Origin of the sequence: Catellatospora chokoriensis, from assembly GCF_011297315.1 — a bacterium.
Classification (GTDB): Bacteria; Actinomycetota; Actinomycetes; order Mycobacteriales; family Micromonosporaceae; genus Catellatospora; species Catellatospora citrea.
On record NZ_JAAOTI010000009.1, the window covers coordinates 251591 to 265583 of the forward strand.

Sequence of the window (13993 nt, forward strand, 5' to 3'; positions counted from 1 at the left end):
ACCCGGCCTTGCGTCGCCGACTGGCGCGGTGCGGTCGGCTACGTTGGCAGCGGATCTTCGGGAGAGGTGTGGACGATGGCATTGGTGGCAGTGACCGGCGGCAGCGGCAAGCTGGGCCGGGCGGTGGTGCGCGACCTGCTCGACAACGGGTACGACGTGGTGAACCTGGACGTGGCGCCGCCGCGTGAGCAGCTGTGCCCGTACACCCGGATCGACTTCACCGACTACGGCCAGGCGGTCGAGGCGTTCAGCGCGATCGACAGCCGGTACGCGAAGGTGGACGCGGTGGTGCATCTGGCGGCGATCCCCGGGCCGGGGGTGACCGGCAACGCGGCGACGTTCGCCAACAACATCACGGTCAGCCACAACGTGTTCGCGGCGGCGCGGGCGGCGGGCATCCGCAACGTGGTCTGGGCGTCCAGTGAGACGGTGCTCGGGCTGCCGTTCGACACCCCGCCGCCGTACCTGCCGGTGGACGAGGAGTACGCGGGCCGGCCGGAGACGGCGTACTCCCTGGCCAAGCACCTCGACGAGCAGATGGCCGCGCAGTTCTGCCGGTGGGACCCGCGGCTGAAGATGATCGGGCTGCGCTTCTCGAACGTGATGGAGCCCGGCGACTACGCGAACTTCGCGTCCTGGCAGGACGATCCGCGCGCGCGGATGTGGAACCTGTGGTCCTACATCGACTGCCGCGACGGCGCGCAGGCGGTTCGCCGGGCCCTGGCGTACCCCCAGCCCGGCCTGGAGATCTTCATCATCGCCAACGCCGACACCGTGATGCACCGCGAGACGGCCGACCTGGCCGCCGAGGTCTTCCCCGACCTGCCCTGGCAGCGCCCCGTCTCCGGCAACGAGACCCTGCTCTCCATCGACAAGGCCCGCCGCCTCCTCGGCTACGACCCGCAGCACGGCTGGCGCTGACCCGCACACACCACGGGCCCGCACCTGTCGTCAGTGCGGGCCCGTGGTGTTCAGTTGTTGATCACGGTGTCAAGGTAGGGACACGCCGTCGAACACGTCCATAAGTTCATGATCGACGGGGCGGGGGGCGGGGCGGGGCGGGGCGGTGGGTTAGTGGTGGCGGTGGGTGGCCAGGCGGGCCAGGGCGTGGAGTTGGGAGGCGGGGGACAGGGCCAGGTCGGCGGCGTGGAGGCGGCGCAGGGCCTGGGCGAGCAGGACGTCGGCGCGGGCGCGGGCCCAGGCGCGGGCGCCGGCGGCGTCGACCAGTTCGGCGGCGCGGGTCAGGTCCGGGCCGTCGAGCGGGCCCTGGCGCTGGTACAGCAGGGACAGCTCGTGGCCGGCGGGGGTGCCGGAGGTGAGCGCGGCGACGACCGGCAGCGACTTCTTCCGGCTGGCCAGGTCGGAGTGGACCGACTTGCCGGTGACCGCCGGGTCGCCCCAGATGCCGAGCAGGTCGTCGACGAACTGGAAGGCCAGCCCCATCCGGCGGCCGAACTCGGTCAGCGCCGCCACCTGCTCGGACGTGCCGCCGCCGAGCAGGGCGCCGAGCGCGCACGCCCCGCCCAGCAGCGCGGCCGTCTTCGACTCGGCCATGGACAGGCACTCGGCGAGGCGTACGTCGTCGCGCTCCTCGAACTCCAGGTCGGCGCTCTGCCCGTCGAGCAGCTCCTGGACCGCGGTGTTGAGCAGCCGGCCCGCCTCGGGCACGGCGGGGTGGCCGCAGCCGGCCAGCACGTCGAAGCCCAGCGCCAGCAGCGCGTCACCGGCGAGGATGGCCGGGGCCTGCCCGAACACCGTCCACGCGGTGGGCCGGTGCCGCCGGGTGACGTCGCCGTCCATGATGTCGTCGTGCAGCAGCGAGAAGTTGTGGATCAACTCGACCGCGACCGCCGCGGGCACCGCCTGGGCCGCGTCGCCGCCCACCGCCTCGGCCGCCACCAGCGCCAGCGCCGGGCGGATCGCCTTGCCGGCGTCTCCGGTCGCGGGCGTGCCGTCGGCGTCCCACCAGCCGAAGTGATACCCGGAAATGCGGCGCATCGACGGCCGCAGCGTGCCGACCGCGGTTCTTAACGCGGGGTCGACGAGGGTGCGGCTCCACGCCAGCACGTCCCGTGCGGACTGACCGCGTGCCATCTCCACAGTGCTCATGGTGGTACCACCTCTCCCGAAGGGCTTACGACAAAGACGCCGGGCACCCTGTCCAACGTGCGCACACGCCGGCAAGGTGCCCGGCGGTGGAATCAGTGGCCGAGTTCCACGTTCTCCAGCACCCCGAGCGCGTCGGGGACCAGCACCGCGGCCGAGTAGTACGCGCTGACCAGGTACGACAGGATGGCCTTGTCGTTGATGCCCATGAAGCGCACGGACAGGCTCGGCTGGTACTCGTCGGGCAGGCCGGTCTGGTGCAGGCCGATGACGCCCTGCTCGGCCTCGCCGAGGCGCATCACCAGGATCGAGGTGGTCCGGGTCGGGCTCACCGGGATCTTGTTGCAGGGCAGCAGCGGCACGCCGCGCCAGGCGGGCACGGTGCTGCCGTTGATCTCCACGCCCTGCGGGTAGATGCCGCGCCGGGTGCACTCGCGGCCGAAGGCGGCGATGGCCTGCGGGTGGGCGAGGAACAGGTGCGAGCTGCGCCGCCGGCTGAGCAGCTCGTCCAGGTCGTCGGGGGTCGGCGGCCCGGTGCGGGTGTGTATCCGCTGCTTGAGGTCGGCGTTGTGGAGCAGCCCGAACTCCCGGTGGTTGATCAGCTCGTGTTCCTGGCGCTCCTTGAGGGCCTCGATGGTGAGCCGCAGCTGCTGCTCGATCTGGTTCATCGGCTCGTTGTAGAGGTCGGCGACGCGGGTGTGCACCTGGAGCACGGTCTGCGCGACGCTGAGCTCGTACTCCCGCGGGGTGAGCTCGTAGTCGACGAACGTGCCGGGCAGCTGCGCCTCGCCGATGTGGCCCGCGGAGATCTCGATCGCGGCCTCGCCGTGCTTGTTCTGCGGCGGCACCGGGTTGGCCTGGTGCCGCCGGACGTGGTCGCGCAGCTGCTCGGACTGCCCGACGATGTCGTCGAACGCGGCCCGGCTCAGCGACATCACGATGCAGCTGGTCACCGCCTTGACGGTGACGTCCCAGGTGCTGCCGAGCTTGACCAGTGACTGGTCGCCGAAGTACTCCCCGTCGGCCAGCACGCCGAGCACGATCCGGTCGCCGTACTTGCCGGTGCCCAGCTTGTTGACCTTGCCGTGCGCGATCAGGTGCACCTTGTCGGCGACCTGCCCGGCCTCCACGATCACGTCGCCGGGCGCGTACTCCGCCTGCGTGAACCGGTCGGCCAGCGCGCCCAGCACGCCGAGGTCCTCGAAGTCGCGCAGCAGCGGCAGCTCGCACAGCTCCGGCGGCACGACCTTCACCTGCGCGCCGATCGTGGTGAAGCTGACCCGGCCGTCGCCGACCGCGTAGCTCAGCCGCCGGTTGACCCGGTACGTGCCGCCCTTGACCTGCACCCACGGCAGCATGCGCAGCAGCCACCGGGACGAGATCTCCTGCATCTGGGGCGCCGACTTCGTCGTCGTCGCCAGATTGCGGGCCGCTGCCGTGGCCAGACTCGACCGTGCCTGTCCACTCTCGACTTCCGCGGAGGAATCCACAGACACCACCATCACCCACCTCTGGTAGTACGAACCGGCGGGAGTCTTCCCGCCGGTGTGTCCGGTTCGCACTAATTCTTAGTGTTCAAGTGGTATGAACGAAAGGTCTGGAAGTGGTGATCGTCCTCTGCTAGGGTGCGACCGCCCCCGGACATGACCAAGGCTCCGTCCTCGCCGGGTGAGCGGCGTGAACGGAGCCTTGATCGGCGTACGGGCTACAGGCGCAACTCGGTCCAGGTCAGCCCGTCGGGAGAGTGCTCGTAGGGCCCGTCGGGTCCCTTCGGGCCGGCGCCCCGCAGGTAACGGCCGCCGGCCCGCTGCCAGATCGGCGCGTCGCCCACCCGGCCGAGCTTGTCCTCGGACGGCATCGCCCGGTAGACGGCGCCGGAAGTCGGCTCGTAGACCAGCAGGGTGCCGTCGAAGCAGACCACCGAGCCCAGTCCCGCGTCTCCACCGGGATCCGGCGGCAGGTCCTTGCCGATGTCCGCCCAGTGCGCGCCGTCGTCGACGCTGCGCCACGCCCGTCGCTTCGGGAACGTCTCCACGACGTACAGGATCCGGCCGTGTTCGAGCAGCGGCCCCCGACCGGCGTGCGGCCCCGCCGCGTCGCCCGGCAGCGGCACCTCCCGCCAGGTGCGGCCGCGGTCCCGGCTGAGCCACAGCCAGGTCTTCGTGTCGTCGCCGCCGTACACCCAGGCGCTGCCGTCGTCGCCGCGCGCCACGTTCGTCCACATCGAGGTCAGTGGCCTGGTCAGGGGCGGCGTCGCGAGCAGCGCCGAGGTCCCGTCCGGGCGCAGCACCACGATGTCGATCGGCTTGCCCGTGTTCGACCGGACCTGGGCGAGCCCGCCGTCGGGGATCTCCGCCACCGTGCCCTGCGGTTCCACCGGCTGCTCGGTCCACGTGCGGCCGCTGTCGGTGGTGAACCTGCGCCGGTCGCCGTCGAAGCTGTCGAGCGCGAGCGTGGTGGCGCTGAGCACGCGCAGGGTGACCCGCGGGCTGCGCTGCTCGGCGGGGAACGTCTCGCCCGGCACGGCGTGCCGCTGCCAGGAGGCGCCGCCGTCCGTGGTCTGCGCGACGTAGAGCTGGCACGGATCCGCCAGGCACGACTGGGCCAGTGCGAACCCGTGGTCGGCGTCGGCGAACCAGACCTCCGGCAGCTCGGTCAACGACACTGATCCGGCGGGCGCCGGCGGCGGGAGCGCCGGTGGCAGGGAGCCCGCCGTGGGCCGCAGCGCGGTGATCGTCCCGGCCAAGGTGACCAGCACCGCGACCGCGCCCAGCGCCGCCGCCGCGGTGATCCGCCGGCGGCGGCGCAGGCCGTGCACGGCGGTGACGACCGCGGCCGCCGAGGGGGGCGGCAGCTCCGACCGCCGGCTGAGTTCTTCGCGCAGCAGTCGCTCAACGTCGTGCATACGGACCGCCCTCCACCTGGTCGCCGTCGAGCTGCCGGCGCAGCGCGGCCAGACCGCGGTGGCGCAGCGAGCGCACCGTGGCCGGGCGGCGGTCCAGCATCGCGGCTATCTCCTCATCGGACAGCTCGTCGAGAAAACCGAGCACCAGCACGGCCCGCTGGGCCCGCGGCAACGCGTCCAGGGCGCGGCGCAGCTGATCACGCACATCGACCGGGCCGTACGCGTCCGGGCCAGGCCAGTCGACCTCCAGCGGCACGCTGACCGGCCGCCTGCGGCGGATCCGCCACGCGCTCAGGTACGTGTTGAGCATCGTCGTGCGCGCGTACGCCAGCGGGCTGCCGTCGCGGTGCACCCGCCGCCACGCCCCGGCGACCTTGACCAGGGTGTCCTGGATCAGGTCCTCACCGGCCGCCCGCTCGCCGGTCAGGGCGTGCGCGTAGCGGCTGAGCGCGGGCAGGGCGGCATGGACGAAGTCGTCGAACGAATGATCCGGCACCAGTCGCCACCTCCACCCGGTATCTACGCCGGACGGAGGCGGTCTGTTGCACTGTCACACCATCGTTCTCAGCCGGTCTTGAGCCAATCCTGCACCGACTCCATCGAGTCGAAGTACCCCGTCGGGAACGTCGCCGGGCCCTCGGGCACCGGCTCGGCCTCGGCGGCCTCGGCGGGCCGCATCAGGTACGCCAGCTTGGCCACCCCGGCGCGGTTGTAGCAGGGGATGACGTTCTGGTCGCACCAGTCGTCGAAGTCGGCGTCCGGCCGGTGGTGCAGGTTTCGGGCGTCGACCACGAGGTAGCGGGTCGGCAGTTGCTCGGCGGTCTGCGCGAAGCGCGCCATCAGCGCCTTGAACTCGGCATCGCTGATGTGGTCGGTCGCCGGGGACCAGGTCAGCTCCAGCAGGCCGCGGTCGTCGTCGCGGCTGATGGTGCCGTATTCGTCATGGTAGATCGAGTTCGACATGGCGCTCCCTCCTCGGCCCGCGGGCGGCCACGGCCTCGCTGAGCCCGTGCTCCCCGCCGCTGACCTCGATCACCTGTCCGGTGACGCCGCCGGACGCGTCGGACGACAGCCAGGCCACGGCCGCGGCGACCTCGTCCACGGTCACCGGCCGGCCCAGTGCGTTCTCGTAGTACATCGGGCCGCTGGACAGCCGGGTGGCCCGGATGTGGTTGACCCGTACGCCGGACGGGCCGTACTCGGTGGCCATGCTGCGGGCCAGGGCCTCCAGCGCGCCCGCCACCGCGCCGAGCGCGCCGGTGTGCGGGCGGCCGCTGCTGCCGTTGGTCGACGCGACCGTGACGATCGAGCCGCGCCCGGCCGGGACCATCACCCGGGCCGCCTCCCGCGCGGTCAGGAACTGCGCCCCGATCACCTCGCCGAGCGCCTCGGTGAGCACGGTGGGATCCAGGTCGCGGTAGGGCACGCCAACCCCGGCGGCGTGCGTGGGCAGTTCGAAGCCGTTGAAGCACACGTCGACCGGGCCCTTGGAGGCGACGGCGGTGACGTATTCGCGTACATGACGGGGATCGCTGGGGTCGACGGTGGCCGGATGCGCCTCGCCGCCGTCAGCGTGGATCTTCTCGGCGAGCGCCTCCACGGCCTCGGTGTCCAGGCCGCTGACCCACACCTGCGCGCCCTGCTTGCCCAGGTGGCGGGCCACGGTCTCGGCGAGCCGCTCGTCGGCGGCGAACACCAGGGCCCGTTTGCCGGAGAGCATCATCGTCTTCCCCTCACGCGGGCGGTCCGGCGGGCGCGTCACCGCACGCCTCCTCACCGGAATCGTGCCACGTCAGGCACCCTCGGCAGGCCCGAATGCGGGCAGTCCGGGCGGTCATCCGGCGGTGAGTTCGACCCCGGCCTCGGTGGTCTGCACGAAGAAGGTCAACGACTCCTGGAAGTACAGCCGCACCGAGTCCGCGTCGTGCGACAGGTAGCCGATCGACAGGTCCTGGCCCAGGTGCAGCTCGTAGTCGCCGCCGCGGGTCGACAGCAGCAGCCCCCCGGTCAGCGCGGGCGCCCAGATGATGTGGCTCTCCTTGCCCAGCACCCGGGACAGGTGCTCGCGGATCGGATAGCCGTGGTCGGTCGTCTCCGCGACGGCGGTGTACGCGTCGGCGCTGAGCAGCAGCGTGTACGGCCCCGCGACCCCGGCCAGGCGCAGCTCGGTCATGGCCTGCGCGACCGCGTCGGGGTAGGCGGCGGCGTCGGCGGGCAGGGCGATCGGCGGGTTCGACGCCGCCTGCTTGATGCCCACCACGCCCGCCTCGGCGAACCCGTCGAAGACCATGCCGTCCTCGGCGAAGGCGATCTGTTTCGCGGCGTCCTTGACCGGCTGCCAGTCCGGGTCCTTGGCGCCCCGGGCGACGTCGTCGACCGCCTGCCTGCTCACCGTGAACGGCGCCCGGAACTCGACCAGCGGGCGGGCCTCCCGCACCCGCGCCTGCACCGCGCCGCCGGAGTCGGCGACCGGGCGCAGGTGGCCGGTGCCGACGGCCGCCTGGCCCAGGCCCGCGGGGCCGATGACGTCGACGGCGCGGCGGGCGGCCACGTGCCGGGTGAAGGTGCGGCGCGCTTCTGCTTCGAGGTCTTCCCACGCCTCGTCCGAGATCGGGGCGAGTTCGCGATGCAGGTTGTTCATGCCCGGCTCCCCTTCAAGCTCCCGATGCCCAGCGAGGAGTCGCCGGGCCCGATCTCCGCCGGCACCGGCGTCGCGCCGGCCGGGACGGCCAGGGCGCCCGGCACCCCCACCGGCCCGAGTTCCACCGGCGCGGCCGCCACCGGCTCCGCCCGCGCCGGCTCGGCCGCCGGCACGCCGGCGGACCCGGCGGGCGGCGGCAGGTCGTCGAGCAGGTCGGCCGACGGCACGAAGAACAGGCTGCCCGACACGGCGGTGGAGAAGTCGAGGATGCGGTCGGTGGTGCCGGGCGGCTTGCCGATGAACATGTTCTGCAGCATCTGCTCGGTGATCTCGACCTGGCCCGCGTACCCGATGAAGTAGGTGCCGAACTCGCCCTCGCCGGCCGAGCCGAACGGCATGTTGTCACGCACGATCTTGTGCTCGGTGCCGTCGTCGTCGGTGATCGTGTTCAGCGTCAGGTGCGAGTCGGCGGGCTTGGCCTCGTCGGGGAACTCGATGTCGTCCAGCTTGGTCCGGCCGATCACGCGCTCCTGCTCGGCCACCGAGATCGCGTTCCAGGCGGCCATGTCGTGCAGGTACTTCTGCACGATCACGTAGCTGCCGCCGGTGAAGCCGGGATCCTCGTCGCCGATCAGGGCCGCCCTGGCGGCGGCGTTGCCGGTCGGGTTTTCCGTGCCGTCGACGAAGCCGAGCAGGTCCCGCTCGTCGAAGTACTTGAACCCGTGCGTCTCGTCGACGACGTCGACCCGTCCCGCCAGCCGGGCCATGACCTGCTTGGCCAGCTCGAAGCACAGGTCCATGCGGCGGGCCCGCAGGTGGAACAGCAGGTCACCGGGAGTGGCGACGGCGACGTGCCGCGGCCCCGCGATCTCGCGGAACGGATGCAGCCCGGCCGGGCGCGGGCCGCCGAACAGCCGGTCCCACAGCAGCGAGCCGATGCCGACCACGCACTGGAGCTGCCCGTCCGGCACCCGGAACCCGACCGCGCGGGCCAGGCTCGACACGTCGCCGAGCAGGTCCCGGACGTCCTCCTCGGCCCCGTCGCGCACCGTGACGACCAGGAAGACGGCGGCCTCGGTGATGCCCGTCAGCACCGGCTGTGACTCGACGCTGCCCACGATGAACCTCCCGGAAGCCTCCTTCCGGATCGTGCCACGTCCCCGGCCCGCACCACCCTGGAATGAAGGAAGGGCACCTTCACATCGCCATGTGTTGTAGAAGGTGCCCTTCCTCACGCCTCATGGCGTGTGGCCAGGCAGGACGCTTGCTAGCTGGTCATCGGCTCGTAGACGTCGCCGAGCTCGCTGACCGGCCGGTAGCGCTCGTCGGCCGCCGCCGCGTGCAGCCCGGCCAGCAGGCCGGCGGGCTCGGGAAGGCCGAGGGCGTCGCGCAGCCTGGCCCGGTCGTCGTCCAGCTCGGGCCAGTCCTCGCGGATCTCGTCGTCGGCGAACGCCAGCCACTCGCGCAGCGCCGCTCCGTCGCCGATCGGCATGGAGGTGGCGTCGTGCAGGCTGGGCAGCCCGACTACCAGCGCCAGCGCCGTACGCAGGTCCGCCGCGATCAGCCCGCCCTCACCCTCGGAGCCGGCGTAGACGACCGGACGGTTGTCGGCCGGCGGCCCGGCCAGCAGGAACGCGCCGCCCGAGGCGTCACCGGCGATCATCTCCAGCGCGCCGCCGTCGGGCAGCCGCACCGCCTCGACGGGGCCGTTCTCGGCGCGCCGAAGGTCGAAGTCGAATTGGACGAGCAACTCGGCGATCCACCGCTCGTCCCGTATCTGCCGCAGCAGGTCCTGATCACGCATGCGTGGCACCGTACCGGCGACCTCCGTCAGTCTGCGTGCATGCGGCGCCTGCCAGGAGCCCGGCGCCGGTCCGACCGTCCCGTCGACGGCGCGGCGGTGATCGCGAGCGCTCGTCGTGGCTCATCCCGGCCGGTCTCCGGCAGCCTGGTGCGTCCCCTGGGCCAGGGCGTGCGTGAGCATGCGGCGCAAACCGACGATCGCCGCCGCGGCCAGGATCGCCGTCCAGGTCGTGGCCAGGGACAGCGTGAGCAGTCCCGCGGCGAGCCAGAAGTCCAGCGCCACCGACACGGCCATCCGGCCGGACCGGCACCGGGCGAACGCCAGCGCCCCCGCGACGAAACCCGCCGCCACGCAGAGCTGGGCCGCGCCGCGTACCACGTCTTCCAGCAGCAGGGTCACGGCGTGCCCCGCGCCGTGCCGCCCGGGGCGGGCGCGGTGACCTCGCCGATGCCGCGCAGCTCGGCGCGGGCCTCCTGGATCTCCTTGGTGAGGAAGTAGTTCAGCGCGGTGCGGATGGTGGCGATCGCGGCGAGTTCGGCGATCTCGCGCAGGGTGGGCGAGACCGCGGTGCGCAGGATGTCACCGGCGAGCTGGAACTCCAGGCCGAGGGTGAGGAAGCGGCCGAGTCCCAGCCGGATCGGCACGAAGTCGACGGTGTGCCGCCCGCGGATCGCCGCGCCGACGAACTGGAAGAAGGCGACGCTCGCCCCGATGAAGATGACCACCGCGCCGGCGGCCTCGACCAGCATCACGAGCAGATCGACCAGGTTGGCCAGCGCGGCCTGCCCCCACGGGTGCTCCATGTCGGTGACCGCCCCCACCGGCGTCGCCGGTCCCTTGTGCTCCCACGCTACGCCGCATCCCAGGACGAGAACCCCGGAACCGGACATCCGCCCCGATCGTCCGCCCTTGGCGGCGGGCGGGCCGGGCCTTGATCGTTCGACTTGCCAGGCAGGTGTGCGAAAGCGCGGTCAAGATACGCACAGGTGCCAGGCAAGTCGAACGATCAAGCGGAGGGCGGAGGGGTGGTCAGCGGGGTGGCAGGATCTGGAGGGTCTCGGTGCCCTCGCGCAGCGCGCGGCCGACCGTGCAGTGGTTCTCGTGGACCCGGTGGGCGACCGACTCGAACACCTCGGCGGCCTTGGCGTCGCCGGGCGGCAGCTCGATCTCGTACGTCGTCGTGATCGGCCCGAGCTTGGTCGGCGCGACCTTCTCGGCGTCGACGCGTACCGCCAGCTTGACCAGGCGGTGGCCGCGCTTGGCGGTCAGCGGCTCGACGGTGACGATCTCGCAGCCGCCGAGCGCCGCCAGCAGCAGCTCGACCGGCGAGAACACGCCGTCCTGATCGGAGCTGCCCACGGCGACCGAGGCCCCGCGCTCGTTGGTGGCGATGAAACCGTCGTCAGTACGTTCGACCCTTACCGTTGCCATGATCGCCATGCTACCGGCGAGCCCGTGGCCCGGGTGCGCGTCGGTCTGCGGGATTGCCCGCCGGCTCAGGGGTAGATCTTCTTGCCTTCGGCGAGCATGGCGACATACTGAGTGATCCGCCTGGCCCGGGTCTCCGGGCGTTTCGCGTCCTGGACCCGGTACAGGATCGCGTACCGGTTCTGCCGGTCGATGGTCTCGAAGAAGCGTTGCGCCCCCAGGTTGGCGGCGAGCGCCTGGGCCAGGTCGTCGGGCACCTCAGCCGTCTTCATGCCGTCGTAGGCCGCTTCCCACCGCCCGTCGGCCTGTGCCCGCTCGATCTCGGCCAGCCCGCCGGGCCGCATCCGGCCCTGCTCGATCAGCGCGGCCACCCGGTTGCGGTTGACCTTCGACCAGCGGCTGCGGGCCCGGCGCGGGGTGAACTTCTGCAGCCAGTACACCTCGTCGACACCGGCTTTCGGTCCGTCGATCCAGCCGTGGCACAGGGCCACGTCGAGGGCCTGGGAGTAGTCCACCGACGGCACGCCGGAGGCCTTCTTCGCCAGCTTGAGCCACACGCCCGCGCTGTCGGCGGGCTGGGCGGCGAGCCACTGCTCGAAGGCGTCGGCGTCGGCGAAGGTCAGGGTGGGGGCGTCAGTGGCCATCGGGCCAGTCAAACACGCCCCACCGACAGTCTGCGCCGGCCCGGCGACGGCGGCCGGTCAGGACGGCGGCTGGTCAGACGGTGTACTGGTCAGACGGTGTACTGGTCAGACGGTGTACTGGTGCAGGTGCACGTCGCCGGAAGGAGTGGTCCAGCCGAAGACGGTGCCGGTGCGGCGCCAGCCGGTGCGCTCGTACAGCGCGATGGCGGTGTCCTGCCCGGTGGTGACCTGGAGGGTGAGGGCGAGGCCGCGCTCGGCGGCGAACCCGCGGGCCGCGGCGAGCAGGGCCTTGGCCAGTCCCGCGCCCTGCGCGGCGGGGGCGACGAACAGGCGGCTGATCTCGGCGTCGCCGTGCTCGCCGACCCGGACCATGACGTGTCCGACGATCACCGGGCCGTCGACGGCGACCCAGGCGCGTACGGCGTCCGGCGGGCTGAGCCAGCGGTGCGGGCTGTCCGGCCAGCGCGTCGGATACCCGCCGCCACCGTGGTGCACCGCTGACAGGGCCGCGACGCACCCGTCGAGGTCCTCGTCCCGCCGCTCGCGTATCTCGACCGCCACGGCAGACGATCATGCCACGCGTGGCAGGTCAGCCGGGGTGCAGGGTTAGGAAGGTGCCCTTCCCCTACGTATTCCGATAAGAAGGTGCCCTTCCTTCGGGCGGCCGAGAACGATCACCTTCATGTCGGTCCCTGCCTGTTCGGGCATGTCCGGGAGGTTGGCGTGCCGGCGATGTGTGAGAGGAACACGCGTCGGGTATAGCGACCCCATGCTCAGCGAGATCAGTGCAGAGCTCCTGGAGACGATGAAGCGTGCGGCCAGCGTGCTGCGCCGTGCGGAGGTGCCGTTCGCGCTGGCGGGCGGCTTCGCCGTCTACGCCCGCGGGGGCACCTCCAGTGAGCACGACGTGGACTTCGTGATCCGCGAGGAGGACGTCGAGCGGACGCTGCAGGCGTACGCCGAGGAGGGTTTCCGCACCGAGCGCCCCCCTGAGGACTGGCTGGTGAAGGTGTACGACGAGGACCGGCTGGTGGATCTTATCTTCCGGCCGGTGCAGCGCCAGGTGACCGAGGAGGTGCTGGCGGAGAGCTCGATCGTGCCGGTCGGCGCGCTGCACATCCCCGTGCTGTCGGCGACCATGCTCATGGAGCACAAGCTGCTGACCTTCTCCCAGCACCACTGCGACTACTCCCGCGCGCTGCCGCTGGCCCGCTCGCTGCGCGAGCAGATCGACTGGGACCAGGTCCGGCGCGACACGGCCCACTCGGTGTACGCCGAGGCGTGCCTCTACCTGCTGAGCCTGCTGGAGATCATCCCACCGGCGAGCGAGGGCGGGGCGCACGAGAAGCCGCGGCCGGAGCAACCCGAGAACGCGCAGGCGTCGGTGCCTGCCGGAGCCGACAGGACGGGGGCATGGTGAGCGAGCCCAGGGTGGTTGACGAGTACGCCGACGCCGAGGTCCACCGCATGCTGACCGAGGACGGCACGATCTGCGAGCAGGGCATCGAGGTGATCCGCCGGGACGGGGCGGTGCTGCTGCGCGGCCAGGTCGAGACCGCGCACCGCCGGGACGCGATCGGCGAGCGGGTCGCGGCGATGTTCCCGGACAAGCACGTGTGCAACGACATCGTGGTGACCGCGGTGGCCGGTCCGACCGAACCCGAGGTGATCACGTGATCCGGGTGGCGGCGGTCGGTGACGTGCACATGGACGTCGACGTGCTCGGCCGGTACCGCCCGTCCCTGGAGCAGCTCGGCGAGCGCGCCGACGTGCTGCTGCTGGCCGGCGACCTGACCCGGCACGGCACCGTCAACGAGGCCGAGTGCGTGGCGCGCGAGTTCGGCGACCTGCCGGTGCCCGTGGTGGCCGTGCTGGGCAACCACGACTACCACAGCGACCAGCAGCGCGAGGTCACCAAGGTGCTGGCCGCGGGCGGCATCACCGTGCTGGAGGGCGAGGGCATCACCATCAGCTGCCGCGACGTGAAGTTCGGCGTGGCCGGGATCAAGGGCTTCGGCGGCGGCTTCGCGGGGCGCTGCGCGTCCATGTTCGGCGAGCCGGAGATCAAAGACTTCGTGCGTACGACGGAGCGGGCCGCGACCCGCCTGCAGGCCGCCCTGCTGTCGCTGGACGCGGACGTGCTGGTGGCGCTGACGCACTACGCGCCGGTGCCGGACACGCTGCTGGGCGAGCCGCTGGAGATCTACCCGTTCCTGGGCTCCTACCTGCTGGGCCAGGCGATCGACTCGGCGCCCACCGCGCTGGCCGTGCACGGGCACGCGCACGCGGGGGTGGAGCGCGGCGTCACCCCGGGCGGGGTGCGCGTGCGCAACGTGGCGCACCCGGTGATCCGCCAGGCGTACAGCGTGTACCAGCTGGATGCGGCCGCACCGGGGCGAACGCCCGTTTCGCAGGGTGCCGGGCGGGGTATCGACTCGCTGTCGCACGACGTCTGACGTCAGGAG

18 protein-coding genes are annotated in these 13993 nt (G+C 72.1%); 4 read left to right on the forward strand and 14 right to left on the reverse strand.

Translation table 11 applies throughout. The annotated features are described in order from the left end of the window. Positions 1-75: 75 nt before the first annotated feature. The gene (locus HAV39_RS16005) at positions 76-921 is read left to right on the forward strand and encodes an NAD-dependent epimerase/dehydratase family protein (protein WP_191839995.1); all 846 of its coding nucleotides are present in this window, start codon (positions 76-78) and stop codon (positions 919-921) included. A 150-nt stretch (positions 922-1071) separates the two neighbouring features. Here the strand turns inward: HAV39_RS16005 and HAV39_RS16010 are convergent, their stop codons facing one another. From HAV39_RS16010 to HAV39_RS16075, 14 genes are all read right to left on the reverse strand, one after another. Next, complete coding sequence (locus HAV39_RS16010; protein WP_191839996.1) at positions 1072-2109, reverse strand: family 2 encapsulin nanocompartment cargo protein polyprenyl transferase; 1038 nt, start codon at positions 2107-2109, stop codon at positions 1072-1074. A 92-nt stretch (positions 2110-2201) separates the two neighbouring features. Further along, positions 2202-3608 carry a family 2B encapsulin nanocompartment shell protein gene (locus tag HAV39_RS16015; RefSeq protein ID WP_191839997.1) on the reverse strand — a complete coding sequence of 469 codons (1407 nt, stop codon included), beginning with the start codon at positions 3606-3608 and terminating at the stop codon, positions 2202-2204. A gap of 203 nt (positions 3609-3811) precedes the next feature. After that, positions 3812-5011 carry a beta propeller repeat protein gene (locus HAV39_RS16020; protein WP_191839998.1) on the reverse strand — a complete coding sequence of 400 codons (1200 nt, stop codon included), beginning with the start codon at positions 5009-5011 and terminating at the stop codon, positions 3812-3814. After that, positions 4998-5507, reverse strand: a complete 510-nt coding sequence (locus tag HAV39_RS16025; protein ID WP_191839999.1) for a SigE family RNA polymerase sigma factor — start codon at positions 5505-5507, stop codon at positions 4998-5000. The genes HAV39_RS16020 and HAV39_RS16025 overlap by 14 nt, the downstream gene beginning before the upstream one ends. Before the next feature lie 68 nt (positions 5508-5575). Further along, positions 5576-5974 carry a hypothetical protein gene (locus HAV39_RS16030; RefSeq protein ID WP_191840000.1) on the reverse strand — a complete coding sequence of 133 codons (399 nt, stop codon included), beginning with the start codon at positions 5972-5974 and terminating at the stop codon, positions 5576-5578. Further along, positions 5952-6773, reverse strand: coding sequence for an SDR family NAD(P)-dependent oxidoreductase (locus HAV39_RS16035; RefSeq protein WP_191840001.1), 822 nt, complete (start codon positions 6771-6773; stop codon positions 5952-5954). Before HAV39_RS16035 ends, HAV39_RS16030 begins: the two co-directional genes overlap by 23 nt. A 72-nt stretch (positions 6774-6845) precedes the next feature. Then, positions 6846-7652, reverse strand: coding sequence for a family 1 encapsulin nanocompartment shell protein (locus tag HAV39_RS16040; RefSeq protein WP_191840002.1), 807 nt, complete (start codon positions 7650-7652; stop codon positions 6846-6848). Continuing rightward, positions 7649-8770 (reverse strand): Dyp-type peroxidase, encoded by a 1122-nt coding sequence (locus tag HAV39_RS16045; RefSeq protein WP_191840003.1) that lies wholly within the window; start codon positions 8768-8770, stop codon positions 7649-7651. Before HAV39_RS16045 ends, HAV39_RS16040 begins: the two co-directional genes overlap by 4 nt. 149 nt (positions 8771-8919) lie before the next feature. Beyond that, positions 8920-9456 (reverse strand): hypothetical protein, encoded by a 537-nt coding sequence (locus HAV39_RS16050; RefSeq protein WP_191840004.1) that lies wholly within the window; start codon positions 9454-9456, stop codon positions 8920-8922. A gap of 120 nt (positions 9457-9576) precedes the next feature. After that, complete coding sequence (locus HAV39_RS16055; RefSeq protein WP_191840005.1) at positions 9577-9855, reverse strand: DUF1622 domain-containing protein; 279 nt, start codon at positions 9853-9855, stop codon at positions 9577-9579. Further along, complete coding sequence (locus HAV39_RS16060) at positions 9852-10259, reverse strand: DUF1622 domain-containing protein (RefSeq protein ID WP_191840006.1); 408 nt, start codon at positions 10257-10259, stop codon at positions 9852-9854. Before HAV39_RS16060 ends, HAV39_RS16055 begins: the two co-directional genes overlap by 4 nt. Positions 10260-10485: 226 nt before the next feature. Then, positions 10486-10887, reverse strand: a complete 402-nt coding sequence (locus HAV39_RS16065) for an OsmC family protein (protein WP_191840007.1) — start codon at positions 10885-10887, stop codon at positions 10486-10488. Positions 10888-10952: 65 nt separating this feature from the next. Continuing rightward, the gene (locus tag HAV39_RS16070) at positions 10953-11528 is read right to left on the reverse strand and encodes a YdeI/OmpD-associated family protein (protein ID WP_191840008.1); all 576 of its coding nucleotides are present in this window, start codon (positions 11526-11528) and stop codon (positions 10953-10955) included. A 105-nt stretch (positions 11529-11633) separates the two neighbouring features. Next, complete coding sequence (locus tag HAV39_RS16075; protein ID WP_203736259.1) at positions 11634-12089, reverse strand: GNAT family N-acetyltransferase; 456 nt, start codon at positions 12087-12089, stop codon at positions 11634-11636. 208 nt (positions 12090-12297) lie between these two features. Here HAV39_RS16075 and HAV39_RS16080 point away from each other — a divergent pair, with 208 nt between their 5' ends. Genes HAV39_RS16080 through HAV39_RS16090 form a run of 3 tightly spaced genes read left to right on the forward strand, consistent with a single transcriptional unit; the run spans position 12298 to position 13984 of the window. Further along, positions 12298-12948 carry a nucleotidyltransferase family protein gene (locus HAV39_RS16080; protein ID WP_239120602.1) on the forward strand — a complete coding sequence of 217 codons (651 nt, stop codon included), beginning with the start codon at positions 12298-12300 and terminating at the stop codon, positions 12946-12948. Continuing rightward, a complete protein-coding gene (locus tag HAV39_RS16085) occupies positions 12942-13205 on the forward strand; it encodes a BON domain-containing protein (protein WP_191840009.1) in 264 nt (87 codons plus the stop codon). The genes HAV39_RS16080 and HAV39_RS16085 overlap by 7 nt, the downstream gene beginning before the upstream one ends. Continuing rightward, positions 13202-13984 carry a metallophosphoesterase family protein gene (locus HAV39_RS16090; protein ID WP_191840010.1) on the forward strand — a complete coding sequence of 261 codons (783 nt, stop codon included), beginning with the start codon at positions 13202-13204 and terminating at the stop codon, positions 13982-13984. Before HAV39_RS16085 ends, HAV39_RS16090 begins: the two co-directional genes overlap by 4 nt. The last annotated feature ends 9 nt before the right edge of the window (positions 13985-13993 follow it).

What these genes read in the sequence shown, in the direction of transcription:
- HAV39_RS16010 (WP_191839996.1), bottom strand. Translation starts at nt 2,109, where the DNA reads ATGAGCACTGTGGAGATGGCACGCGGTCAGTCCGCACGGGACGTGCTG.
- HAV39_RS16065 (WP_191840007.1), bottom strand. Translation starts at nt 10,887, where the DNA reads ATGGCAACGGTAAGGGTCGAACGTACTGACGACGGTTTCATCGCCACC.
- HAV39_RS16040 (WP_191840002.1), bottom strand. Translation starts at nt 7,652, where the DNA reads ATGAACAACCTGCATCGCGAACTCGCCCCGATCTCGGACGAGGCGTGG.
- HAV39_RS16050 (WP_191840004.1), bottom strand. Translation starts at nt 9,456, where the DNA reads ATGCGTGATCAGGACCTGCTGCGGCAGATACGGGACGAGCGGTGGATC.
- HAV39_RS16030 (WP_191840000.1), bottom strand. Translation starts at nt 5,974, where the DNA reads ATGTCGAACTCGATCTACCATGACGAATACGGCACCATCAGCCGCGAC.
- HAV39_RS16020 (WP_191839998.1), bottom strand. Translation starts at nt 5,011, where the DNA reads ATGCACGACGTTGAGCGACTGCTGCGCGAAGAACTCAGCCGGCGGTCG.
- HAV39_RS16080 (WP_239120602.1), top strand. Translation starts at nt 12,298, where the DNA reads ATGCTCAGCGAGATCAGTGCAGAGCTCCTGGAGACGATGAAGCGTGCG.
- HAV39_RS16085 (WP_191840009.1), top strand. Translation starts at nt 12,942, where the DNA reads ATGGTGAGCGAGCCCAGGGTGGTTGACGAGTACGCCGACGCCGAGGTC.
- HAV39_RS16060 (WP_191840006.1), bottom strand. Translation starts at nt 10,259, where the DNA reads ATGGAGCACCCGTGGGGGCAGGCCGCGCTGGCCAACCTGGTCGATCTG.
- HAV39_RS16070 (WP_191840008.1), bottom strand. Translation starts at nt 11,528, where the DNA reads ATGGCCACTGACGCCCCCACCCTGACCTTCGCCGACGCCGACGCCTTC.
- HAV39_RS16005 (WP_191839995.1), top strand. Translation starts at nt 76, where the DNA reads ATGGCATTGGTGGCAGTGACCGGCGGCAGCGGCAAGCTGGGCCGGGCG.
- HAV39_RS16015 (WP_191839997.1), bottom strand. Translation starts at nt 3,608, where the DNA reads ATGGTGGTGTCTGTGGATTCCTCCGCGGAAGTCGAGAGTGGACAGGCA.